Raw genomic sequence first — 25,613 nt, forward strand, 5'->3', positions numbered from 1 at the left:
AATAGTAAAAAATACCCTTAATTGGGTATTTTTGTATTTATGAAACAAATTAGCAGCATACAAAACCCTTTTATAAAGGATTTATTAAAGTTACAAGACAAATCTCGCGAGCGAAAAAAGAAAGGATTGTTTTTAGTAGAAGGACAACGTGAAATATCTTTAGTTGTTGGCGGTGGTTATGAAATAGAAACTATTTTATTTGTTCCGAATATGTTGTCTAACGAAAATTTAGATAAGCTGTTAAAACATACGGCAAACTGTATAGAAATTAACAAAGAAATCTATCAAAAAATTGCCTATCGCGATACTACCGAAGGTGTAATTGCTGTTGTTAAATCAAAAGATTTTAATTTAGAAAATATTAATTTTAATACCACTACTCCACTTATTTTAGTTTTAGAAGGTATTGAAAAACCAGGTAATATTGGTGCCATGTTACGTACAGCAGATGCCGCAAATGTAGATGCTGTTTTTATAGCAAATCCAAAAACCGATTTGTTTAATCCTAATATTGTGCGCTCTAGTGTTGGTTGCTTATTTACCAATCAGATTGGTATAGGAACATCCGAAGAAATTATTGATTTTTTAAAACAGCATAAAATTAATATCTACAGTGCTACGCTTCAAAATTCTAACGAATATCATAAAAGCGATTATACCAAACCAACTGCTTTAGTTGTAGGTACAGAAGCAACGGGGCTAACACAAGTTTGGCGAGATAAAGCAACGCAAAACATTAACATACCAATGCAAGGGCAAATAGATTCGATGAACGTTTCTGTAGCCGCTGCCATTTTAACTTTCGAAGCCAAAAGACAACGTGGGTTTTAGTTTTTTTTAAAATTGTTTTTTTTACTATCTTGATATCATGAAAAAGTTATTATTAATTCTATTCTTATTGCCCTATGTAATAAGTGCTCAAGAAAAAAAGAAAATTGAATTACAAGATCAGTGGTTTAAAGGAGCTAAAATAGAGTTAAATAATAATTTAAGTAATGCTTTTTCTTCTTTCTGGTTTTCATATGACATACTTCCAAAATCTCAAAAAGGGAAAGAATCTTTAAGGTTTTTCGATTCGTTAAAAATTGTTCTTAGAAAAAATTTAATAAATAATGTACAAGGTCGATGGAAATTAAAAATATTCAGAAAATCTAAATCTGATCGAAAACATTACGAGAGACTTGGTAAATTTTTATACATAAAAAGTGATTCTATATTTTTTTATAAAAATAGACGAAATTTAAATTCACATAATGCTTCATTATTTACTAAAATTGAATTCTGTGATTTAATGAACTTTTTTCCAAGCTATTCTGATATAATTCATCCTGGGAATGAAATTTGGAATTATAATATTAATTCAGAAAAAAATAAATTAACTGTTTTAGATTTTGGTAAATTAGACAATGATAGAAAAAATAGAACAGGTATTATTAGTCATCCTTCAGGTTTTACTTATAATCGCATAAAGTAGATGTTATAAAACTTATTAAAATAATTTCTTCTAACATTTCTTGTTAATAAACAACCTTATATTCCAAAATTACTTTTCACACGAATCAAATTATTTTAGTAATTTCGAGTTTCTAAATAGTTTTAATGAAAGTCTGTATTGCCGAAAAGCCGAGTGTAGCACGCGAAATTGCTAATATATTAGGAGCCAATACCAAACGAGATGGTTATTTCGAGGGTAATGGTTATGCAGTTACCTATACTTTCGGACATTTATGCACGCTTTTAGAACCTAAAGACTACAAACCACATTGGAAAAGTTGGGATTTAAACAACTTACCCATGCTTCCCGAACGTTTTAATACCAAAATAACCAACGATGGAGGTATAAAAAAACAGTTCAATATTGTTAAATCATTATTTGAGAGAGCTGATGTTATTATAAACTGTGGCGATGCTGGTACAGAAGGAGAACTCATACAACGTTGGGTAATAAACCAAGCAAATTATAAAGGTGAAGTACAACGCTTATGGATTTCTTCACTAACCGAAGAAGCTATTAGAGAAGGTTTTAATAATTTAAAACCCGCCGCACAATACGATAATTTATATTACGCAGGTTTTTCTCGTGCCATTGGCGATTGGCTATTAGGCTTAAATGCAACGCGATTATACACCGTTAAATTCGGCGGTTACAAACAAGTATTATCGGTTGGTAGAGTGCAAACTCCTACTCTAGCCATGTTGGTAAATCGTTTTAAAGAAATTCAACATTTTAAGCCACAACCCTATTGGGAACTTCAAACTTTATATCGCGAAACACTTTTTAGTTACGAAGAAGGTCGTTTTCTTAAAAAAGAAGAAGGTCAGGTTTTTGCTGATAAAGTAAAAGAGAGTGATTTTGAAATTACTTCAGTTACCAAAAAGAAAGGAAAAGAATACGCTCCTAAATTATTTGATTTAACAGGTTTGCAAGTTTATTGTAATAATAAATTTGGATTTTCTGCGGATGAAACCTTAAAAATAGTACAGAAACTCTACGAAATGAAAGTAGTTACCTATCCGAGGGTTGATACTACTTTTTTACCGAATGATGTGTATCCGAAAATAGCAGGAATATTAACCAAGTTAACAGACTATAGTCAGTTAACAAAACCGTTATTAGGCCAAAAAATAAAGAAATCTAAAAAGGTTTTTGACGATAAAAAAGTTACCGATCACCACGCTATTATTCCTACCGGGATTCAGAATAATTTACAGTACAACCAACAACAAGTGTATGATATTATTACACGTCGTTTTATAGCTGTTTTTTATCCTGAAAGTGATGTTGCTAACACTTCGGTAATTGGTGAGGTTGATAAAATTTCTTTTAAAACAAGCGGAAAAGAAATAGTATCTAAAGGATGGCGTGTTGTTTTTGAGCACGGAAACGATACTAAAAAAACAGAAGCAAACACCTTACCTACTTTTGTAAAAGGTGAAAAAGGACCACACGAACCTAGCTTTTTAGAAAAAGAAACCAAACCGCCACGTAATTATACTGAAGCAAGTTTATTACGTGCTATGGAAACGGCAGGAAAGCAGGTTGATGATGATGAAATGCGAGAGTTAATGAAAGAAAACGGAATTGGTCGTCCGTCTACGCGTGCTAGTATAATAGAAACTTTATTTAGAAGAAAATATATCGAACGTCAAAAAAAATTAGTGATTCCTACACAAACAGGAATCGATTTAATTGATTTAATTGACAATGAATTACTAAAATCTGCCGAATTAACCGGTCGTTGGGAAAAGCGTTTAAAAGAAATTGAGCGAGGAGAATTTAATGCCGGAACTTTCATCAACAACATGAAAAAAATGGTGGATGAATTGGTGTATGAAGTCCGTTCTAGCACTAAAACAAAACGGCTATCTTCTGAAAATGAAGCTCCGAAGGTGAAACCAAAAAAGGCAGCACCTAAGAAAAAAACAGTCGTTGCTAAAGAATGTCCGAAATGTAAAAAAGGTCAGTTATTAAAAGGGAGTACCGCCTACGGATGTTCTGGTTATAAAAGCGGGTGTGATTTTAAATTGCCTTTCGAATTTATGGATAAAAAAATATCTGAGAATCAACTAATTCGTTTAATAGATAAAGGATGTACTACTAATTTAAAAGGTTTTAAACACGGCAACGATAAAGTTGAAGGTTTGGTTCGTTTTGATGATAATTTCAATTTAAAGCTAGAACAAAAACAAACATCAGTTAAATCGGAGTCGAAAAACACAGAGACAATCACCTGCCCGAAATGTAAAAAAGGGACTGTTTTAAAAGGAAAATCTGCTTACGGATGTTCTCACTACAAAAATGGTTGTGATTTTGTGTTTACGTTTGATATCATTAAAAAAATAGCCAACGGACAAGCGTTAACTAAAGAGTTGGTTTTAAAAATTATTAGTTCTAATTAATACTTTACGTTATTCTGAACTTGTTTCAGAATCACATCTTATAAAACAAGAACAAATCTGTTTGTATGAGAACCTGAAATAAATTCAGGTTGACGTAAAATAATCTCTTTTAAAAATCAAAAAACACTAAAATTCGTCATTCTGAACTTGTTTCAGAATCACATCCTATAAAAACGAATTAATTTATGTAAAACCTGAAACGAACTTAAGTTCTCAAATACTTTTATTTACTAAGCTCTTTATAATAGTGTGCTGTTAACTTATCAGGATTTTTAATCGTGTTTTTAATCCATTCAAAATACAACTCTTTTTTTTCTACATCACTTAATTGCCATTCGACATTTGTTTTCTTCAATCGAGAAGTTACATCATTTAAAGTAATTGCAGCGGCAACCGATATATTTAAACTTTCTGTAAAACCAACCATCGGAATTTTTAAAAATCCGTCAGCTTCTTGTTTAATATAATCTGAAATTCCGTCTTTTTCAGCTCCAAAAACAAAAGCAGATTTTTTAGTAACATCAAAATCAGCCAAAACACACGAATCGGTATGCGGCGTAGTACCAATTATCTGATATCCTTTTACTCGCAAATCTTTTAAACAAGCTTTCGTATTATCACCATCTTCTTTAAAGCGGTTAATATTTAACCATTTCTGACTTCCTTTTGCAACGTGACGAGAAACTTTATTGGTAAATCTGTTTTCAATGGCATACACATCTTGCACTCCGAAAATATCGCAACTTCTTACTACTGCACTTGCATTATGAGGTTGATAAATATCTTCTAACACAACTGTAAAATGGCGTGTTCGCTCATTTAACACTCTTGTAAATGTTTCTTTTCTTTTATCAGTAATAAAACCTTCTAAATACGCAAATAATCCTTCATCAATCATAGTACAAACATACTAAAATTTCATATTTTTAAGGGGTAAAACTTTTACTGATGAAAAAACGAATCGTAATATTAACTGGCGCGGGAATTAGTGCCGAAAGCGGGATAAAAACCTTTAGAGACGCTGATGGTTTGTGGGAAGGTCATGATATTTACGAAGTTGCCACACCTGAAGGTTTTTATAAAAACCCTGAATTAGTATTCGACTTTTACAATCAACGAAGAAGACAATTACTTGCCGTTTCTCCTAACAAGGCTCATTACAATCTTGTTAAGTTAGAAGAAAATTATCATGTTGATATTATTACTCAGAATGTTGATGATTTACATGAACGTGCTAAAAGCACCAACGTTTTACATCTACACGGTGAGTTATTAAAAGCAAGAAGTACGGCTAATATAAATTTGGTTTACAGCTGTAAAAAAGATATTATTTTAGGTGATTTATGTGAAGAAAAATCGCAATTACGTCCTCATATTGTTTGGTTTGGCGAAGATGTACCAATGTTAGATAAAGCTATAGAAATAACGGCTAAAGCAGATGTTTTAGTAATTATTGGTACTTCTATGCAGGTATATCCTGCGGCTAGTTTAATTGATTATATCTCAAATAAAACACCTATTTATTTTATAGATCCAAAACCTGTGGTAAATAAAAACGCCTTTAGTAATTTAACAATTATTAAAGACGTTGCTAGTTTAGGAACTGAAAAGTTACTTACGATGTTAGCTTATTAAAATATTCAAATAGCTCACCTTTAGAAATAGTACTTCCTTTTTCTATCAAATCGAAAACTTCAGCGTTTCTTTCTTGTTCGTATTTTTTGGTTCCTGTAAAAAATTCTATTTTTTCGTCATTCGGATTTTTCATCAACCATTCAAAACCTTCTTGCTCTAATAAATTTATTTCTTTATCAACTTTTATAACAATACGATGAATTTCTTCTTCATCACATTTAAATAAATTTACCACTTTTGGAGAAAAATGTTCTAAATGTGCTGTTTTAGTAAGTACATCATCCCAAACAACATCACTAAAAACATTCATTTCATCTTCAGCTACTTCCGGTTTTTCTTCTTTTAATTCTTTCCATTCTTTAGCATCGATACTTTGTGAGGCTAAAAAACGAGCAAATTCTTCATGTAATCCTTCAAATTGTTCTTTGGTAAGTTGTCTATACTTCATTTGGCAATTTTAATAATAAATTAGGGTTTGGGCAATTTTCCTTGTAAAAATTAAGTGTCTTTTCTGATGATACTCCTGGGTAATCGCCTAGGTTACCTTCCATATCAATTATCAGTTGAAAATGTAAATGAGGAGCATAATCTCCGTTTACTGAGTTATCACCTAACACTGCTATTTTTTTACCTTGTGATACTTTATCTCCAACACTTAAGTTGTTTAGTGAATCTTCTGATAAATGACCATAAAGCGAATAAAAAACACGATCACCAAAAGTGTGTTTTAAAATGATTGTTGGGCCGTAATCACCGTGATTTGTATTATTTTTAAAGCTATGTATCTCGCCATTTAAAACAGCTAAAACAGCGGTATTAGCATCACACCATAAATCGATACCTAAATGAATATTTCGTTGATTTTCTTTTAATTGTTTCGTAAAATATTCACTTCTGTTATAAATATCTCTTTTTTCCAAGTATCCTCCAAAAGCAACTTTCGCATTTTTTTCTTTAAGGTACTGCGCTATATATATTTCCCATTCTGATGATGATGCTACATCAAAATTTAATTGCTTATTTTCTGATGAAATTGAAATAGGAATATATTCTTCAAAAGTAATAGATGAATCTATTACTTTTAATGGTTCTTCTGATATCTTATTTAGTAAATTTTCCATATTACAAAAATAAAGAACTCCAGGTAAAAACCTGGAGTTCTTTCGTATTAACGATAAATTTTAATTATGCGTTTTGCTTTTTAATTAAGTTCAAAGCAGAACCTTCATTATACCATTCTATTTGTCCTTGATTATACGTATGATTTACCATAACAATATCTTGAGATCCATCAGCATGAACAACTTCAATTGTTAATTGTTTGTTAGGTGCAAAATCTTTTAAATCTGTAAAATTAAAGGTATCATTTTCTTGAATTAAATCATAATCTGATTCCATAGCAAACGTTAAACCTAACATACCTTGTTTTTTAAGGTTTGTTTCATGAATACGCGCAAAAGATTTTACAATAACCGCTGCAACACCTAAATGACGTGGCTCCATAGCTGCATGCTCTCTTGATGAGCCTTCACCATAATTATGATCTCCAACAACAATAGTAGGTACTCTTGCCGCTTTATAAGCTCTAGCTGCATCTGGCACACCTTCAAACTCCCCTGTTAATTGATTTTTCACAAAATTTGTTTTCTTTCCAAAAGCGTTTACGGCACCAATTAAGCAATTGTTAGAAATATTATCTAAATGCCCACGGTAACGTAACCATGGCCCTGCCATAGAAATATGATCTGTAGTACATTTACCAAATGCTTTTATTAATAATTTAGCCCCTTTTATATCATTTCCTAAAGGCGTAAAAGGTGTTAATAACTGCAAGCGTTCTGAGGTTGGATTTACTGATATATTTACACCGCTTCCATCTTTTAAAGGTTCTTCATAACCAGAATCTACAACATCAAATCCTAAAGGTGGTAGCTCAATACCTTTTGGTTCATCTAGTTTTATTTCTTCACCATCTTCATTAATCAAAGTATCATTCATTGGGTCGAAATCTAAACGACCTGAAATTGCAATAGCAGCAACCATTTCTGGTGATCCTACAAATGCATGTGTATTCGGGTTTCCGTCTGCTCGCTTAGAAAAGTTTCTATTAAATGAATGTACAATTGTATTTTTTTCTTCGCCTTTTCTATCACTTCTCTCCCATTGACCAATACATGGTCCACAGGCATTCGTGAAAATAGTAGCATCTAAATCTTCAAATATTTTTAAAACGCCATCACGTTCAGCAGTAAAACGAATTTGCTCTGAACCAGGGTTGATTCCAAAATCAGATTTAGGTTTAATTTTTTTATCTACTGCTTGTTTTGCTATGGATGCCGCTCTCGTTAAATCTTCGTAAGAAGAATTTGTACAAGAACCTATAAGTCCCCAATCTACTTTAATTGGCCAACCATTTTCTTTTGCTTTTGCTCCTAACTCACCAACTGGCGTTGCTAAATCTGGTGTAAAAGGTCCATTTAAATGTGGACATAATGTACTTAAATCAATTTCAATAACTTGATCAAAATATTCTTCTGGATTAGCATATACTTCTTCATCACCTGTTAAATATTCTTTTACTTTGTTCGCTTCATCTGCAACATCACTTCTATCGGTAGCACGCAAATAACGCTCCATTGATTCATCATATCCAAAGGTAGAAGTAGTAGCACCAATCTCAGCTCCCATATTACAAATGGTTCCTTTTCCTGTACATGATAAGTTCCTTGCTCCTTCTCCGAAATATTCAACTATAGCTCCAGTACCACCTTTTACAGTAAGAATACCTGCTACTTTAAGAATAACATCTTTAGCAGACGTCCATCCATTTAAGCTACCTGTTAATTTTACCCCTATAAGTTTCGGGAATTTAAGTTCCCAAGCCATTCCTGCCATTACATCAACTGCATCTGCTCCACCTACACCAATTGCTACCATTCCTAAACCACCAGCATTTACGGTGTGAGAATCGGTGCCAATCATCATACCTCCTGGAAAGGCATAATTTTCTAAAACAACTTGATGAATAATTCCTGCTCCTGGTTTCCAAAAACCAATTCCGTATTTATTAGAAACTGAAGCTAAAAAATCAAAAACTTCACTACTTGTTTTGTTTGCTCGTTTTAAATCTACTGCAGCACCTTGTTTTGCTTGAATCAAGTGATCACAGTGAACTGTTGTTGGTACAGCTACTTTTGGTTTTCCGGCTTGCATAAATTGCAATAAAGCCATTTGTGCTGTAGCATCTTGACACGCAATTCTGTCTGGTGCAAAATTGACATAATCTTTACCTCTTTGAAATGCTTTATTAGAAGTTTCATCCCAAAGGTGAGCGTATAAAATCTTTTCTGAAAGTGTTAATGGTTTACCTACAATTTCTTTAGCTTTATCTACACGTTCAGCCATTGTAGCATAAACCTTCTTTATCATTTCTATATCAAATGCCATAATAAATAATATTAGTTTAAAAGTAACCTAATATACAAAATAAAGTATGACTTTAATAAGTATTATAATTCTTTCAGTTTGATCTCTAAAGTGCGTTAGGGATTGAAATGGAAATCCTTTTTGTGAGGCACGAACAGAAAGATTGGAAAAGAAAGCCCGACCCTTGTGGTAACGCCCAACTTATTGGCATAATTTCTGATATTTTAGATGTACTCTAAATGACTTTTAAATAAAAAATCCCGAGCCTAAGACTCGGGATTTTAACTATTTTATATAATCTTTTTTGATTATCTCACTAACTGCTTTGTAGAAGGTTTAAACTTCGTTAAAACAATACCATCTACAGCTGCTTCGTATTCTGCCATAGTTGGTGTTCTACCTAAAATTGTAGATAAAACTACTACTGGAGTTGATGATAATAGAGATTCTCCTTTTTTCTCACCAGAATCTTTTACAACTCTACCTTGAAATAAACGTGTTGATGTTGCCATAACTGTATCTCCTGGTGCTGCTTTTTCTTGGTTACCCATACATAAGTTACAACCTGGTCGCTCTAAATATAACATGTTTTCGTACTTGGTACGTGCTAAACCTTTAGGTGCGTTATCGTCAAATTCGAATCCTGAGTATTTTTGTAATACTTCCCAATCTCCTTCTGCTTTTAACTCATCAACAATATTGTATGTTGGTGGTGCAACTACTAAAGGTGCTTTAAATTCAACTTTACCATGTTGTGCTTCAATGTTTTTTAACATTTGAGCTAATATTTTCATATCTCCTTTGTGAACCATACAAGATCCTACGAAACCTAAATCTACTTTTTTAGTTCCACCATAAAAAGATAATGGACGAATATTATCGTGTGTATAACGCTTAGAAACATCATCGTTATTTACATCTGGATCCGCAATCATTGGTTCTGCGATTTCATCTAAATCAATAATAACTTCTGCATGATACTTCGCGTTTGCATCTGGTCTTAAAGATGGTTTGATACCCGTTTTAAGTTCCGTTATTCTAGTATTAGCTTTATCAACTAAACCTTTAAGCACTTGCTTTGCATTGTCCATTCCTTTATCAATCATGATTTGGATACGACCTTTAGCAATCTCTAAAGATTCTATTAAAGTATCATCTTCAGAAATACAAATAGATGCTTTTGCTTTCATCTCTGCAGTCCAATCTGTGAATGTAAAAGCTTCATCTGCAGTAAGCGTTCCAATATGAACCTCAATGATTCTTCCTTGAAAAACGTTTTCACCACCAAATTGCTTTAACATTTGAGATTGTGTAGCGTGTACTACATCACGGAAATCCATATAAGATTTCATTTGTCCTTTAAAAGTAACTTTTACAGATTGTGGAATTGGCATTGAAGCCTCACCTGTAGCTAATGCTAAGGCAACTGTTCCTGAATCTGCTCCAAAAGCAACTCCTTTAGACATACGTGTGTGAGAATCTCCTCCAATAATAATGTCCCAATCACCAACAGTAATATCGTTCAGTACTTTATGAATAACATCTGTCATTGGAAAATATTTCCCTTTAGGATCACGACCAGTAATTAAACCAAAGTCGTTCATAAAGCTCATTAATCTTGGTATGTTTGCTTTCGATTTATCATCCCAAACTGAAGCTGTATGACAACCCGATTGGTAAGCACCATCTACAATTGGAGAAATAACTGTAGCGGCCATCATCTCTAATTCTTGAGAAGTCATTAACCCTGTAGTATCTTGAGAACCTACAATGTTTACTTCTACACGAACATCAGATCCTGCATGTAAAACAGCTCCTGGTGTAGTACCAACGGCATTTTTATTGAATATTTTTTCAACAGCTGTTAAGCCTTGCCCTTCAATAGTAATTTCTTTTGATGGTGCATAAACTGGTATCACATCAATATTTAATACTTTAGATGCAAAAGTTTGTAATTTTTTACCGAAAACAACAGCATAAGAACCACCTGCTTTCATAAACTCCATTTTTTGTGGTGTAAATGCAGCAGAAATATCTTTTAACTCTTTATCGCCGTTGTATAATTTTTTCTCTTTTGTATTAATTGTCAGTACTGTTCCTGTAGCAACAGAATACTCTTCTTTTAATACTGGATCTCCGTTTTCATCACGAATCGTGTTTCCTTCTGCATCTTTTTGTTGAACCCAGTTTTTAAGGTCTAAACCAATACCACCAGTTACACCAACAGTTGTTAAGAAAATTGGAGAAATTCCGTTTGTTCCAGCAATTGCTGGAGCGATATTAATAAAAGGTACATACGGACTCGATTTAATTCCTGTCCATAATGCGACGTTGTTTACACCAGACATTCTAGAAGAACCAACTCCCATTGTTCCTTTTTCTGCAATTAACATCACTCTTTTATCAGGATGCTGCGCTTGTACCGCTTTTAATTCGGCTTGTTGTTCTTTATTGTGCTCAAATAAACACTGACCGTGTAATTCTCTATCTGAACGAGAGTGTGCATCACCACCTGGAGATAATAAATCTGTTGATATATCACCAACTCCTGCGATAAATGTTACCACCTCTATTTTTTCATCTATTTCTGGTAATTTTGTAAAAAACTCCGCTTTTGCATAACTTTCAATAAGTTCTTTTGCAATAGTGTTTCCTAATTTAAAAGCTTCTTCTAAGCGAGCAGTATCTGCTTCATAAAGAAAAACTTGAGTTTTAAGAACTTCTGCAGCTTGTTTAGCTAAATCTTCATCATTACCTAAAGCAATATCCAATAAAACATTTACTGAAGGACCTCCTTTCATGTGAGATAACTGTTCGAAAGCAAAAGTTGGTGTAATTTCTTTTACTATTGATTCTCCTAAAATGATTTCCTTTAAAAATTGAGCTTTTACACCAGCTGCACTTGTAGTACCTGGCAAAACATTATAGATAAAGAAATTAAGAGAATCTTCTCTAAACTCATTATCTAAATCTTTTATTTGCTCAATAATTTGACTTAATAATTCAGCTCCATCAATTGGTTTTGGATGAAGTTCTTGAACTTTTCTGTCTTCTATCTCTTTTATATACTCTTTATAAATACTCATTCTAGAGGTTTTTTAAAACATTAAACACCTAACTACAATTAGCTGACTACATCTATTCTTTCATCAACTTTAGTATAAATACTATTGATCACATGAATAGAAAAAATCAAATTGTGTAATTTTTGTTGAGCAAAAGTACTATTTTTAGTCCAATTTTAAAAGATAAACACAGAACTAGGTGAATTACTAAGTAAAGAGTAATTTATATTCAAAAAAACAAGAAATCAATAATAAATAAAGGGTTAATTGTTAATTTTTTATCAAAAAAACAATTCAAAACCATTAAAATAATTAGTAAATCAATAGTTAAAATATATAAAAATAAAAAAGCAGACCTATAAGCTGGATTCTGTTCCTTATAAATAAGGCTCTTATCATTTCTCTAGTTTTACAATTACTTGTAAAATCAATCTGCCTACCCCTTAGAATCGCGCGAGTAGCGCTCGAGCTCTAATGTACATGACATTGCACCGCATAGAGTTTACCTGGTTTCACTACAGCCTTACCTGTACATACTTTCTGCTGCACTTGTCCTCGGTTTACACCGGACGGGTGTTATCCGCTATGCTACTCTATGGTGTCCAGACTTTCCTACTTATACTAAATATAAGTCGATAAGATGGTCTGCTTCAATATTTTTATAAAATTTGCTCTTTTCATAAAAAAACCCACTCAATAAATTGAGTGGGAAAATTGCTATGAAAAAGAAAAAGTGTCTAGAACGTCTTCTAGACGGTACAAATATAAGAATGTTTTTTAATTTATCTATCATTTTTTTTAAAATAATAAAAAACAAAACCCTTTCAAAAAATTGAAAGGGTTTTAAACACACTTAAGTAGCTGTTAATTAAGTATTTAAGTGTATTAAGAAAACATATCTTTTACTTTATCAAAAAATGATTTATCTGATTTTTGAGGATTTGGGCTAAAGTTATCGTCTTCTTTCATTTCTTCGAAAAAATTTCGTTGTTCTTTAGTTAGTTCTTGCGGTGTCCAAACATTAATATGTATTAAGAAATCGCCTTTTCCATAACGTTCTATACTTGGTAAACCTTTTCCTTTTAATCTTAAAATTTTACCCGATTGTGTTCCTGCCTCAATCTTTATTTTTACTTTTCCTGTTACTGTTTCTACTTCTTTAGAAATACCTAAAACTGCTTCAGAAAAATTAATATACAAATCATAATGCACATTACTTCCTTCTCTTTTTAAAGTTTCGTGCTGAACTTCTTCAATTAAAACTAATAAATCTCCTGGAATAGAGTTTTTACCTGGAGCTTCATTTCCTTTACCTCCTACTTTTAATTGAACACCTTCTGTAACTCCTTCTGGAATATTTATTGAAACAGTTTCTTCTTTAACAATTAAACCTTGCGCATCTGATCCACCTGGTTTACTATTAAGTATTTCTCCTGCTCCTTGACATGTACCACAAGTAGTTGCTGTTTGCATTCTACCTAAAATAGTATTGGTAACTCGCATTTGCTGACCACTACCATTACATGTTGTACACGTTTTATAAGTAACTCCGTCTGCCTGAACTTTTCTACGAACTTTAACCTTCTTCTCTACTCCGTTTGCGATTTCCTCTAAAGTAAGTTTTACTCTAATTCGCATGTTAGATCCTTTAACTCTGGCTTGTCGTTGACCTCCGCCGCCACCGAAACCGCCAAAGCCACCTCCGCCACCACCAAAAATATCTCCGAATTGGCTGAATATGTCATCCATATTCATTCCGCCACCGCCAAAGCCGCCACCGCCACCTTGTGGACCATCAAAAGCTGCATGACCATATTGATCGTAACGTGCTTTTTTATTCTCATCACTTAGTATTTCATATGCCTCGGCACATAACTTGAATTTCTCTTCAGCGGTTTTATCATCCGGGTTTTTATCTGGATGATATTTTATCGCCATTTTACGATATCCTTTTTTTATCTCTGGTTGTGACGCCGATTTTGAAATACCTAATACTTCGTAATAATCTTGTTTTGCCATTGTATTGTTAATTGACAATCATCAATAAATAATTGATAATTGGAACTATTATTTTTTATGCTTGTGCTACTACTACTTTTGGGTGACGAATAATTTTATCTCCTAACTTATATCCTGTTTCTATACAGTCAATAATCTTCCCCTTTAAATCATCTGAAGGTGCTGGAATTTGTGTAATTGCTTGGTGTACTTCTGCATCAAAAACATCTCCTTGCTTTACTTCAATAGCTGTTAAGCCTTTTTGTTCTAGTGTTTTTACCATTTTTTGGTAAATTAACAATACTCCTTTACGTAATTCTTCTGCTTCTTTATCATCATCTGCATGTGTCAGAGCACGTTCAAAATCATCTAAAATTGGCAGTAAAACTGTCATTACTTCCTTTCCTGCTGTTTTATAAAGCTCCATACGTTCTTTAGAAGTACGTTTTTTATAGTTTTCGAACTCTGCAAACAAACGTAAATGCTTGTCTTTCTCTGCCTGAAGTAACTCCTCAGTAGTTGGTTCTACTTCTTCTACAACCTCTTCTACTTCTGGTGTTTCATCAATTGGCGCATTATCAATAGCGTCTTTTAATTCGTCTTCTTTTGTATATTGATCTTTACTCATTGTAAATCGTTTCTTTAAATTCTTCAGCATAATTTTATCAATAATATTGCCAATAAAAAAATCGTGTCATGTTGACACGATTTTTATTTTATATTTTTACTTTAACTTTTTAAAGTTTTGGTGCATTTACCATAGAACTACCTTTTGGCTTACTAAAATCGGCCTGTTCTGTAAAAATTACATTCGATAATTGTACTTCACCTATTTTATTTTTATATCCATTCTCTAAAGACCACATATGAAATGTCCAATTTTTAGAGATAAGAACACCATCAATAACTGTGTATGAATTGTACTTAATAGCATGTGGTTCTTTTTCTGCTTTTTCTTTGCCTTTTCCGTAACTAACGATATAAGCTGCTCCTTCTAATATACTTGATTTAGAATTTTTATAGATTATATACCAATCATCTGGTGCATCTCCTGTTCCTGAAGAAAAAGATAGTTTTGCTGTTTCTAAATCAACCTGCCCCCATTTATTTTTATCTAAATCAGACCAAATTGTTCCTTTATCATTTAATTTATATGGCAATCCTAAAAAGTAAGACCATGTAAAAATATCAAAACGCGCTCCTTTATGTAATTTTTCAGGAATACCTTTTACGTAAACGTTAGTTCCGTCAAAAATTATTACAGAACCATCTTTCTTTTCTATTTTTATTTTACCACCTCCTGTTTCTTGCGTTATTTTACCTAATAAATGTTCTGCTCCACCAAATTTAATATCTATATCAAAAGAAATATATTTCTTTTTCACAAATACATCTTTTTGATGTTTTTTCTCTATTGAACTTGTAAACTCCTTAGCTGATATTATTTGAGCTGATGCATTTAAAAATAGACTAAATACTAACGCTAAAGAAAATAATGTTTTCATAATATTATAATTAATATGTTTTTACTTGTAGTCGTAGCCTTAAATATTACTTACAGTTAATTGAATACTTGTTATAACTAAATTTTACTCTTCTATTCTTTCAATTTTAGCTCCGATCGATTTTAAACGAGCTTCAATGTTTTCGTATCCTCTATCAATTTGTTCAATATTATTAATAATACTGGTTCCTTTTGCTGATAAAGCTGCTATTAATAATGAGATTCCTGCACGAATATCTGGCGAAGTCATTTTTGTTGCTTTTAACATGGATTTAAAATCATGACCAATTACCGTTGCTCTATGAGGATCACATAAAATTACTTTTGCGCCCATATCAATCAATTTATCAACAAAAAACAAACGACTTTCAAACATCTTTTGGTGGATTAATACCGTTCCTTTTGCTTGTGTTGCAATAACTAATACAATACTTAACAAGTCTGGTGTAAATCCTGGCCAAGGCGCATCTGCAACTGTTAAAACAGAACCGTCAATATAATTCTGAATTTCATAACTATCTTGAGATGGAATATAAATATCGTCTCCTTTTTTCTCTAATTTAATTCCTAGTTTTCGAAATACACTTGGTATTTGCCCTAAGTTTTTCCAACTAACATCTTTAATAGTTAATTCTGATCGTGTCATTGCTGCCACACCAATCCAACTACCAATTTCAATCATATCTGGTAGTACTCTGTGTTCGCATCCGCCTAAAGCAGTTACTCCTTCAATCGTTAATAAATTAGAACCAACACCTGATATTTTTGCCCCCATAGAATTCAACATTTTAGATAATTGTTGAATGTAAGGTTCGCAAGCTGCATTGTATATTGTTGTAGTTCCTTTGGCTAAAACTGCTGCCATAATAATATTCGCAGTTCCTGTTACCGAAGCTTCATCTAAAAGCATATCGGTTCCTGTTAAACCATTTTCAGCTTCTACTCCGTAAAAATATTCTTCTTTATTATAACGGAATTTCGCGCCTAAATTAATAAAACCTTCAAAGTGGGTATCTAAACGACGACGACCAATTTTATCGCCTCCCGGACGTGGAATATATCCTTTTCCGAAACGTGCTAATAAAGGTCCAACAATCATTATAGACCCTCTTAATGAGCTTCCGTCTCTTTTAAACTCAGGTGATTCTAAATATTTTAGATTGATATCATCTGCTTGAAAACTATATGAATTACTTCCTAACTTTTCTGTTTTAACACCTAGTTCTCCTAAAATAAATATTAGTTTGTTTACATCAATAATATCTGGAATATTATTAATTACTACTTTTTCGGCAGTTAATAATACCGCACATATAATTTGTAGTGCTTCGTTTTTTGCTCCTTGAGGTGTTATTACGCCACTAAGTTTGTGACCTCCTTCAATTTTAAATGATGCCATTTATTTTTTTCTATGTTTATTATTACTGTAATTCGTTTTTCCTTTAGGAGAGTTTTTATGATTTGTCTTACCCTGTTGAGTAGTACGTTTTCTTAATAAGTTTTTACTTTCTGCTAACTTTTCTATAGTTTCTCTTAAGTCTATTTTTTTATCAGATAAATCATATAAATGCTTAAAAATAACAGCATCATCAACTGTATCTTTATTCCAATTTAAATAGCATTTTTTCATGTGATTAGCAATCGTAAAAACCAATGCTTCTCTTTTATCACCTTCTTCCCAAGTTAATGCAATATTTATCATGGTTTGAATGTTGTTACCGTAATAACGATATCTTGAAGCAGATTTTGGGTAATCCATCTTTTCTGGCTTCTCTGTTAGCTCTTCTTTAGATGGTGTTTCATATGGTGAATCAGCATCTAATTTAAAATCGGCAATTATATGTAACTGATCCCAAAGTTTGTGTTTAAAATCTGGCACATCGCGTAAATGAGGTTGTAAATTCCCCATTACATCTACAATCGCTTTTGCCATTGTATTTCTTTCTTCTTTTGTTTCTAAAGCGATGCAGTGATTTACTAATTTTTGTATATGCCTTCCGTATTCCGGAATTATTAAGTGATCTCTTTCTGAATTGTACTCTAAATCAAACGTCATTTCTCTGTATTTATAGCTGCAAAATAGGTAATTATTACGAATTACGTAGTTATCCGATTACCTTTAATTTTGCGAATTGTAATAATAATTTCTTTTTACCTACGGTACCAAACTTAATTTCCGCCTTTTTATTAGGTCCTTTACCTTCTAAAGCAACTACTTCACCTGTTCCGAAACGATTGTGTTCTACAAAATTACCAATCACTATTTCACCATCAAACAAGTTCATTTTAGGGCTTACTTCTGACACCTTTTTCATTTTACTTTTTGGTGGTATCAAATTCGGTTTTTCTTTTTTTGCTAAAAACTCTTTTCGTTGTTTTTGAATTGGTTTTTGAAAACGTATATTCTTAGGAGTATCGTCATCAAACATACTTGCATCAATAAACCTATTAGCTAATGCTACTGGCACTTTAGGTGCTAAATGTTCTACAAACTTATCATCAATTTCTTCTAAAAAACGACTTGGTTCTCCATCAGTTAATTTACCCCAGCGGTAACGTGTTTGCGCATAGGTTAAATATGCTACTTTTTCTGCTCGTGTTAAGGCTACATAAAATAAACGTCTTTCTTCTTCTAGCTCGCTACGTGTATTCATACTCATTCCCGAAGGAAATAAGCCTTCTTCTAAACCAACTATATAAACGTATTGATATTCTAATCCTTTTGATAAGTGAATGGTCATTAACGAAACCATTGGTGTATCGTCACTTTCACTATCAAAATCTGTTGCCAAGGCTACATCTTCTAAGAAAATAGGCAATGAAGCATCTTCGCCAGTTTCAATTCTATCGGTTATAAAGTCTTTTATTCCGTTTAATAATTCCTGAACGTTTTCAACTTTATTAACCCCTTCAGGTGTACCATCTTTTTGTAAATCTTTTACTAATTGTGTTTGCTTTACTACCAAATCGGCAATTTCGAAAGCATTCATCTTTTGAGCGTCTATTTGAAAACGCTGAATCATTCTAGTAAAATTAGCTAGCTTAGTTTTGGTACCTGAATTTATTTTTAAATCAACTTTATCTAAATTTAATAAAATATCGAAAATTGATTTTTTATAATGGTTTGCTGCTATCGCTAATTTATCAATTGTTGTAGCGCCAATTCCTCGTGCTGGATAATTGATAATTCTCTTTAAAGCTTCTTCATCATTCGGATTTATTAGCATACGCAAATACGATAATAAATCTTTTATTTCTTTACGTTGATAAAAAGAGATGCCTCCGTAAATTTTATACTTAATATCTTTTTTTCGCAAAGCATCTTCCATTGCTCTCGATTGCGCATTGGTACGATATAAAATAGCAAAAGAATCATTTGTTAGTTGATGATTCATTTTGTTTTCCCAAATAGATTGTGCTACGAAACGCCCTTCTTCTCCATCAGAAATTGTTCGCATTACTTTAATGCTTTCCCCAGGGTCATTTGCTGTCCAAACTTCCTTATCTAACTTGGTTTTATTTTTATCAATTACACTATTGGCAGCTTCAACAATATTACTTGTTGATCGGTAATTTTGTTCTAATTTAAAAGTCTTAACATCCGGATAATCTTTCTGAAAATTTAAAATGTTATTGATATTTGCTCCACGGAAACTATAAATACTTTGTGAATCATCACCAACGACACAAATATTCTGAAAACGATCTGCTAAAGCTCTAACAATTAAATATTGTGAGTGATTTGTATCCTGATATTCATCAACCATTATGTATTTAAAACGGCTTTGATATTTTGCTAAAACCTCAGGAAAACGAGTTAGTAATTCATTGGTTCTTAACAATAAATCATCAAAATCCATTGCTCCTGCCTTAAAACATCTTTCTACATAAGCTTTATAAATATCACCTACTTTTGGCCTGCTTGCTTCTAAGTCTGCCTCTTGTAAATCAGAGTTATTAAAATATGCTCTAACCGTTATTAAGCTATTTTTAAAAGATGAAATTCTGCTTAAAATTTGTTTTGGCTTATAGCGATCTTTATCTAAATTCATTTCTTTGATAATAGCAGAAATCAACCGAACAGAATCTTGTGTATCGTAAATTGTAAAGTTTGAGGGATAGCCTAAACGATCTGCTTCTGATCGTAAAATACGAGAAAAAACAGAGTGAAAAGTTCCCATCCATAAATTCTTTGCTTCACTATAACCAACAACGCCACCAATACGCTCTTTCATTTCACGGGCTGCCTTATTTGTAAAGGTTAGCGATAAAATATTAAAAGAATCTACCCCTTCCTTCATTAAATGTGCAATCCGATAGGTTAAAACTCTTGTTTTACCCGACCCGGCTCCTGCAATAATTATCATTGGGCCATCTTTTTGTAAAACGGCTGCTCTTTGTGGTTCGTTAAGTTGCTCTAAGTAAGTATTCAATAGAAAAAATTTGAAAGAATTTTTAAAACGGAAATTTAACCATTCTTTTAGGTTATATAAAGAATGTAACCTTTTTTTTATTCACAATTTTTATCTACTTAAAAACAGATAAAACAGCATATCTGCTACAGAACAGATAAATAAAATTATCTGCTTATATATAGATAATTTTGGTTGTTTATAAATATTTAAGTATTTTTAAAACTTATAAAAATTATAATGACAAGTATTTTAACAGGAGACATTGTAAAATCTAGGAAAGCCAATAATAGTATTTGGTTAAAAAAGCTAAAGGATACTCTTAATAAATTCGGAAAACAACCTACTGATTGGGAAATTTTTAGAGGCGATAGCTTTCAACTAGAGGTTCCTATAGAAAAGGCTTTTTATGTTGCTTTTTTATTGAAATCTCACCTAAAACAAATCGATAATATTGATGTTAGAATTGGTATAGGTATTGGTGCAAAAGAACCTAAAAGTTTCAATATTACTGAAGCCAATGGTGAAGCTTATATTAATTCAGGTGAAATTTTTGATAGCTTAGTAAAAAAACAATTAATAGCAATAAAAACTCCTTGGATAGCGTTAGATGAAGAGCTGAATTTAGCTTTAGAGTTGGCCTTATTAACTATGAATAATTGGACGAAAAATTCAGCTGAAGTATTTCAATTATCAATAGAAAATCCGTTATTAACTCAAAGTGAGATTGGAAAAAAAATAGGCATCACACAAAGTAATATTAGTGAACGACAAAAACGAGCTGGTTATGATGCTATTATCAAATTAGAAAAAAGATACAGAGAATTAATTCAACAAAAAACAGCTTTATTATGATCTTATTTCTAAAACTTCTTATTGCTCATTTTTTAGGTGATTTTATTTTTCAACCAGAAAAGTGGGTCAAAAATAAAGAGAAAAAAAAGTTTAGATCTAAAAAACTATACTTACATATTACTGTTCATTTATTATTGTTATTAGTAATAATCAACTTTAATTTTAAATATATTTTAGGTGTATTATTTATAATTACAACTCACTATGGTATTGATTTAGGAAAATTATATTTACAGAACAAAAAGAACAAAACAACTTTGTTTTTTATTGATCAATTTTTACATATTTTAATGTTAGCCTTGGTAACTTATTGGTATTTCCCTTATCAATTTAATATTGATTTTCTTCTTTCACTAAAAGCACTTTTACTGACATCTTGTTTGATTTTTGTGAGTTTTGTTGCATCTATAATTATACAAACGATAATATCACAATGGAACCCTGAAAAAGAATTAAAAAAAGAAGATGAATCTTTAGCTAAAGCAGGAAAATATATCGGTATTCTAGAACGTTTATTAATATTTACATTCATTGTTATCGGACAATGGGCAGGTGTTGGTTTTTTATTAGCTGCAAAATCTATTTTCCGTTTTGGAGATTTAACTTCAGCAAAAGATAGAAAACTAACAGAATACATTTTAATTGGAACTTTATTAAGTTTTGGATTGGCAATTTTAACAGGACTTGTATATTCGCATTATGGAAGATAAAATTATTGAAGGATTCGCATACGCTTTACCAGCATTAGTAACAGGATTTGTAGCCTATTTTATATTAGGTGCATTTATTAAGCAAGACAACAACGAAAAAAAGTTTAATGCTTTAGTTGATAAAAAACGAGAAAGCTTACCTATTAAGCTACAAGCTTATGAACGTTTACTTTTGTTTTGTGAACGCATAAACCCTACAAAATTATTAATTCGTGTAATTCCTATCGGTGAGGATACTAAAAGTTATCTACAATTATTAATTGCCAATATAGAGCAAGAATACGAACACAATATGGTGCAACAATTATATGTATCTGAAGATAGTTGGAAAGCAATAGTAGCTGCAAAACTAACTATAATCGCTAAGCTTCGTAAAACATCAGAAACAGCAAAAACAGCAAAAGATTTACGCGAAAGTATATTAATTGATTATTCTCAGAATGAGAATCCAACACAAACATCAATTGCATATTTAAAACAAGAAGTTAAGAAATTAATTTAAACCCTATTTCTCAACTGGCAAGGCTAAAGTACTCGCCCATTCCGTCCATGAGCCATCATATACGGAATAATTTGTATTCCCCGCTAACTCATTTCCTAAAGCTAAAATACAGGCTGTAATACCAGATCCGCATGAAAAAATAACGGTTTCTTTCTTCGGATTTAATACTGAGAAAATTTCTTGTAATTCTTCTTTAGATTTCATTTTACCACCTGTCTGTAATTCGGAATACGGTAAACTTTTAGAATTCGGAATATGACCTCCTCTTAAACCTTTTCTCGGTTCTGGCGATGTTGCTTCGAAGCGTCCTTTAGAACGCGCATCAAAAATATGCTTCTTATTATTTGACGCTATCAACACATCTTTAGTAGTACTTAAGTAAGTAATTTTAAAATCTGCCTTAAAATTACCTTTTATTAGTTGTTTAGTTTTCAATTTTTCTGTTGGATATTTTGCTTCTTTCCAAGCAGGTAATCCGCCATTTAAAACAGCTACGTTTTCAAAACCAAACAGTTTAAATAACCACCACGCTCTAGGTGAAGAATATACACCTAAATCATCATAAATAATTACGCAACTATCTTTATTAACTCCCAGTTTTTGAACTTCTTTTTCAAAATATTTTGCTGTCGGAATTGTATTCGGAAACTCACCTTCTTTATCTGAAAAAACATTTTTTAAATCGAAGAAAACAGTATTTATAATACAATTCTTACTTTCTACTTTATTTTCTTGAGTGCCTACTTTAGCGATACTTGCATCTAAAATAATTAAATTATCTGCTTTTATATTTTCAAATAACCAATCAACAGAAACAAGCGAGCTCGGAATTGTAATTTTCATTTATCTCTTTTTTAAAACCTTTTATCTATATATCTCTCTCATTAAACTTAAAAAACATCAATGTTAAATTACACATTGATGTTTTTATTCTATTGTTCACTTTTGATGATTTTTTTGTCAATTCGAGTGAATTTTACGATTGAAATGAGTAAAATTTATATCGAGAATTAAAGTTGTTACTTCTAAATTAGTTCTCGACACTATTTTTCATCAAAAATCACTCGAACTGACATTATAAAGTCTTTTTTAACTCAAAAACCACATTCATTTTTTATTTTACATCATCATAATTATCATCCCAATTTTTAGGCTTAGGATCGTGTAATTTACCTACTGATTTTGCTACAATCATAGACACAGTTGCATCTCCAGTAACATTAATAGTAGTACGTAGCATATCTAAAGGTCTATCTACAGCAAAAATTAATGCTAAAGCTACCGGATATAAATCTTTAGGAAAACCAATAGATTCTAACACAATAACTAACATTACCATTCCTGCTCCAGGAACAGCAGCACTACCAATAGATGCTAATAAAGCCGTTAAAACAATTGCCATTTGATTTGCAAAACCTAAACCTTCTGGCCATAAAACTTGCATTACAAATACTGCTGCTACTGCTTGATATAAACTTGTTCCGTCCATATTTATAGTTGCACCTACTGGCAACACAAAACTAGATACTTCTTTATCTACTCCAATATGTTCCTCTACACGCTCCATCGTAACGGGTAACGTTGCCGCACTCGAACTTGTAGAAAAAGCTAATAATTGTGCTGGACTTAATTGTTTTAAAACCCAAAAAGGATTTTTCTTTGTGTAAACGCTAACTAAAACTGAATAGAAAACAATCATTAACAACAAGCCTAAAACAACAACACCTGCATATTTTAATAAGGCTAATAAAATATCTGGATCACCAGAAGTAACCACAACATTTGCCAATAAAGCAAAAACTGCAAATGGAGAAATTAACATTATAAGATCTACCATTTTTAAAATCGCTTCATTTAATGAATCGAAAAACTTCTTTAAAGGTTTTGCTTTCTTCTCTCCAATTAACAACATTGATATTCCTAAGAAAATAGTAAAGAATATTACTTGTAACATTGCTTTATTATTACTCATCGCACTTACTGCGTTATCTGGTACCATATCAACAACAAACTGTAAAGGTCCACTACTCTGTTGCCTTGTTGCTTCTGAAATTTTAGCTGTTACACCAGAACTTTTTGCATATGTGTTTGTTAGTTTATCTACTGTTTCTTGTGAAATTCCGTCACCTGGCTGAATTAAATTCACCAATACCAAACCAATACTAATTGCAATTACAGTAGTACCTATATATATTAACATGGTTCTTACACCAATGCTTTTAAATTTAGAAATATCTTTTAAATCTGAAATTCCTTTAATTAATGAAGCTACAATTAACGGTACAGCTATTAATTTTAATAATTTTACAAAAATAGTTCCTAGTGGTTTTATCCAATCCTCTATAAAACTATTCCAGCCAAATTGTAATGCTAAAAATCCGAACAAGATTCCTAGAACCATTCCTATTAAAATTTTCCAATGTAACGCCAGTTTTTTCATCTATATGATTTAAATTTTTAAAGGTTGTAAGATAAAATAAATATTTAAAAAATGTGACCATTAATCCGTAACTTGTGTCATAATTACTGATAACTAATTACAAATCTTATAACAACATTAAAATGGCAGGAATTTTAGACTTATTAAACAGCGACTTAGGTAAATCGATTATATCAGGAGTAGCAGGATCTACAGGACAAGATACTAACAAAACAAGTAGTGTTTTAACAATGGCTTTGCCTGTTTTAATGAAAGCAATGCAACGTAACGCTACTTCACCACAAGGTGCAGAAGGTTTAATGGGCGCGTTAAACAAACATGATGGTGGTATTTTAGATAATTTAGGTGATTTATTTAATGGTGGTGTAAATGCTGATGTTTTACAAGATGGTGGTAACATTTTAAAGCATGTTTTAGGAAACAAACAACAAGGAGTTGAGCAAGTAATTGGTCAAAAATCTGGAATGGATGCTGGTGCAGTTGCTAGTATTTTAAAAACTGCAGCGCCTATCTTAATGGGAGTTTTAGGAAAACAATATCGTCAAGAAAAAGTTGGAAACTCAAGTGATTTAGGTGGTTTGTTAGGTGGGCTACTTGGTGGTAATTCTGCTGATAAAGAACAGAGTTTCTTAGAGCAAATTTTAGATGCTGACGGTGATGGAAGTATTGTTGATGATGTTGCTGGTATGGTTTTAGGAAGCGGTAGCCAACAAAAATCTGGCGGAGGATTACTTGGTGGATTACTTGGTGGAATTTTTGGAAAAAAATAAATCTCACATTTATATAATATCAAAAAGGGTAAACATTTGTTTGCCCTTTTTCTTTTAATTACTTTTGCCGCCATGGAAAAATTAAAACAACGTTGGGGTTTAAAAACCAATTGGGATGTAATAGCAGTACTAATCGTATTTTCTATTAACGGTTCGTTTGCTTCTTGGGTTGCAAAACCTATTACTGCTTTTTTCGGGCTCTCTCTTGAAACTACTTCTCCTTGGGTGTATTGGCCTTTACGTATTTTTCTTATTTTTCCTATTTATCAAACTACCTTGCCTTTAGTTGGTTGGCTATTTGGTCAATTTAAATTCTTTTGGGCTTTTGAAAAGAAATTTTTAAGTAGATTAGGTTTGGGTTTTTTATTTAAAGACTAATTTTTAAATTTACCTATT

Annotated in this window: 22 protein-coding genes and 1 other RNA gene; 9 read left to right on the plus strand and 14 right to left on the minus strand. The window is 31.9% G+C overall.

The genetic code is table 11. The features are described from left to right. The first annotated feature begins 39 nt into the window (after positions 1-39). The 3 genes from N2251_RS07285 (at position 40) to N2251_RS07295 (ending at position 3,900) form a co-directional block, all read left to right on the plus strand. Positions 40-831: a TrmH family RNA methyltransferase gene (locus tag N2251_RS07285; RefSeq protein ID WP_260586088.1), complete on the plus strand. Its 792-nt coding sequence runs from the start codon at positions 40-42 to the stop codon at positions 829-831. Between the two features lie 37 nt (positions 832-868). Then, a complete protein-coding gene (locus tag N2251_RS07290; RefSeq protein ID WP_260586089.1) occupies positions 869-1,474 on the plus strand; it encodes a hypothetical protein in 606 nt (201 codons plus the stop codon). A 125-nt stretch (positions 1,475-1,599) separates the two neighbouring features. Beyond that, on the plus strand, positions 1,600-3,900 hold the full coding sequence (locus N2251_RS07295; RefSeq protein WP_260586090.1) for a type IA DNA topoisomerase: 2,301 nt from the start codon (positions 1,600-1,602) through the stop codon (positions 3,898-3,900). 223 nt (positions 3,901-4,123) lie between these two features. Here the strand turns inward: N2251_RS07295 and N2251_RS07300 are convergent, their stop codons facing one another. Further along, positions 4,124-4,798 (minus strand): TrmH family RNA methyltransferase, encoded by a 675-nt coding sequence (locus tag N2251_RS07300; protein ID WP_260586091.1) that lies wholly within the window; start codon positions 4,796-4,798, stop codon positions 4,124-4,126. A gap of 50 nt (positions 4,799-4,848) precedes the next feature. On the opposite strand from N2251_RS07300, the gene N2251_RS07305 reads away from it, so the two are divergent. Further along, complete coding sequence (locus N2251_RS07305; protein WP_260586092.1) at positions 4,849-5,535, plus strand: SIR2 family NAD-dependent protein deacylase; 687 nt, start codon at positions 4,849-4,851, stop codon at positions 5,533-5,535. Here N2251_RS07305 and N2251_RS07310 read toward each other — a convergent pair. From N2251_RS07310 to N2251_RS07360, 11 genes are all read right to left on the minus strand, one after another. Next, complete coding sequence (locus N2251_RS07310; RefSeq protein ID WP_260586093.1) at positions 5,516-5,983, minus strand: DUF6495 family protein; 468 nt, start codon at positions 5,981-5,983, stop codon at positions 5,516-5,518. The two genes, N2251_RS07305 and N2251_RS07310, sit on opposite strands and share 20 nt — an antisense overlap. Beyond that, positions 5,973-6,656, minus strand: coding sequence for a peptidoglycan DD-metalloendopeptidase family protein (locus N2251_RS07315; protein ID WP_260586094.1), 684 nt, complete (start codon positions 6,654-6,656; stop codon positions 5,973-5,975). Before N2251_RS07315 ends, N2251_RS07310 begins: the two co-directional genes overlap by 11 nt. 64 nt (positions 6,657-6,720) lie before the next feature. Continuing rightward, positions 6,721-8,982 carry an aconitate hydratase gene (locus N2251_RS07320; RefSeq protein ID WP_260586095.1) on the minus strand — a complete coding sequence of 754 codons (2,262 nt, stop codon included), beginning with the start codon at positions 8,980-8,982 and terminating at the stop codon, positions 6,721-6,723. A 287-nt stretch (positions 8,983-9,269) separates the two neighbouring features. Next, positions 9,270-12,047 carry a bifunctional aconitate hydratase 2/2-methylisocitrate dehydratase gene (locus N2251_RS07325; RefSeq protein ID WP_260586096.1) on the minus strand — a complete coding sequence of 926 codons (2,778 nt, stop codon included), beginning with the start codon at positions 12,045-12,047 and terminating at the stop codon, positions 9,270-9,272. 322 nt (positions 12,048-12,369) lie between these two features. After that, an RNA gene (gene rnpB, locus N2251_RS07330) (RNase P RNA component class A) lies at positions 12,370-12,678 on the minus strand. Between the two features lie 233 nt (positions 12,679-12,911). Further along, positions 12,912-14,045: a molecular chaperone DnaJ gene (gene dnaJ, locus N2251_RS07335; RefSeq protein WP_260586097.1), complete on the minus strand. Its 1,134-nt coding sequence runs from the start codon at positions 14,043-14,045 to the stop codon at positions 12,912-12,914. 55 nt (positions 14,046-14,100) lie between these two features. After that, the gene (locus N2251_RS07340; protein ID WP_260586098.1) at positions 14,101-14,682 is read right to left on the minus strand and encodes a nucleotide exchange factor GrpE; all 582 of its coding nucleotides are present in this window, start codon (positions 14,680-14,682) and stop codon (positions 14,101-14,103) included. A 79-nt stretch (positions 14,683-14,761) separates the two neighbouring features. Further along, the gene (locus N2251_RS07345; RefSeq protein ID WP_260586099.1) at positions 14,762-15,529 is read right to left on the minus strand and encodes a heat-shock protein Hsp90; all 768 of its coding nucleotides are present in this window, start codon (positions 15,527-15,529) and stop codon (positions 14,762-14,764) included. Between the two features lie 84 nt (positions 15,530-15,613). Then, the gene (gene murA / locus N2251_RS07350; RefSeq protein ID WP_260586100.1) at positions 15,614-16,927 is read right to left on the minus strand and encodes a UDP-N-acetylglucosamine 1-carboxyvinyltransferase; all 1,314 of its coding nucleotides are present in this window, start codon (positions 16,925-16,927) and stop codon (positions 15,614-15,616) included. Further along, on the minus strand, positions 16,928-17,584 hold the full coding sequence (locus tag N2251_RS07355) for a DUF4290 domain-containing protein (protein WP_260586101.1): 657 nt from the start codon (positions 17,582-17,584) through the stop codon (positions 16,928-16,930). Positions 17,585-17,633: 49 nt separating this feature from the next. Then, on the minus strand, positions 17,634-19,961 hold the full coding sequence (locus N2251_RS07360; RefSeq protein ID WP_260586102.1) for an ATP-dependent helicase: 2,328 nt from the start codon (positions 19,959-19,961) through the stop codon (positions 17,634-17,636). 219 nt (positions 19,962-20,180) lie between these two features. Here N2251_RS07360 and N2251_RS07365 point away from each other — a divergent pair, with 219 nt between their 5' ends. From N2251_RS07365 to N2251_RS07375, 3 genes are read left to right on the plus strand one after another with little or no spacing between them, the layout of a single operon-like run. Beyond that, positions 20,181-20,795, plus strand: coding sequence for a SatD family protein (locus N2251_RS07365; RefSeq protein ID WP_260586103.1), 615 nt, complete (start codon positions 20,181-20,183; stop codon positions 20,793-20,795). After that, positions 20,792-21,505 (plus strand): DUF3307 domain-containing protein, encoded by a 714-nt coding sequence (locus N2251_RS07370; protein WP_260586104.1) that lies wholly within the window; start codon positions 20,792-20,794, stop codon positions 21,503-21,505. Before N2251_RS07365 ends, N2251_RS07370 begins: the two co-directional genes overlap by 4 nt. Continuing rightward, positions 21,495-22,007: a DUF7935 family protein gene (locus N2251_RS07375; protein ID WP_260586105.1), complete on the plus strand. Its 513-nt coding sequence runs from the start codon at positions 21,495-21,497 to the stop codon at positions 22,005-22,007. Before N2251_RS07370 ends, N2251_RS07375 begins: the two co-directional genes overlap by 11 nt. Positions 22,008-22,010: 3 nt before the next feature. Here N2251_RS07375 and N2251_RS07380 read toward each other — a convergent pair whose 3' ends face one another. Together N2251_RS07380 and N2251_RS07385 are read right to left on the minus strand one after the other, a co-directional pair. After that, positions 22,011-22,850: a sulfurtransferase gene (locus N2251_RS07380; RefSeq protein WP_260586106.1), complete on the minus strand. Its 840-nt coding sequence runs from the start codon at positions 22,848-22,850 to the stop codon at positions 22,011-22,013. Positions 22,851-23,121: 271 nt separating this feature from the next. After that, positions 23,122-24,447 (minus strand): dicarboxylate/amino acid:cation symporter, encoded by a 1,326-nt coding sequence (locus tag N2251_RS07385; RefSeq protein WP_260586107.1) that lies wholly within the window; start codon positions 24,445-24,447, stop codon positions 23,122-23,124. A 122-nt stretch (positions 24,448-24,569) separates the two neighbouring features. Between N2251_RS07385 and N2251_RS07390 the strand changes: the two genes are divergently transcribed. Then, the gene (locus tag N2251_RS07390) at positions 24,570-25,217 is read left to right on the plus strand and encodes a DUF937 domain-containing protein (protein ID WP_260586108.1); all 648 of its coding nucleotides are present in this window, start codon (positions 24,570-24,572) and stop codon (positions 25,215-25,217) included. Between the two features lie 72 nt (positions 25,218-25,289). Further along, positions 25,290-25,595, plus strand: coding sequence for a DUF6787 family protein (locus N2251_RS07395; protein WP_260586109.1), 306 nt, complete (start codon positions 25,290-25,292; stop codon positions 25,593-25,595). Positions 25,596-25,613: the final 18 nt, after the last annotated feature.

This window comes from Tenacibaculum haliotis, from assembly GCF_025215075.1.
Lineage (GTDB): Bacteria > Bacteroidota > Bacteroidia > Flavobacteriales > Flavobacteriaceae > Polaribacter > Polaribacter haliotis_B.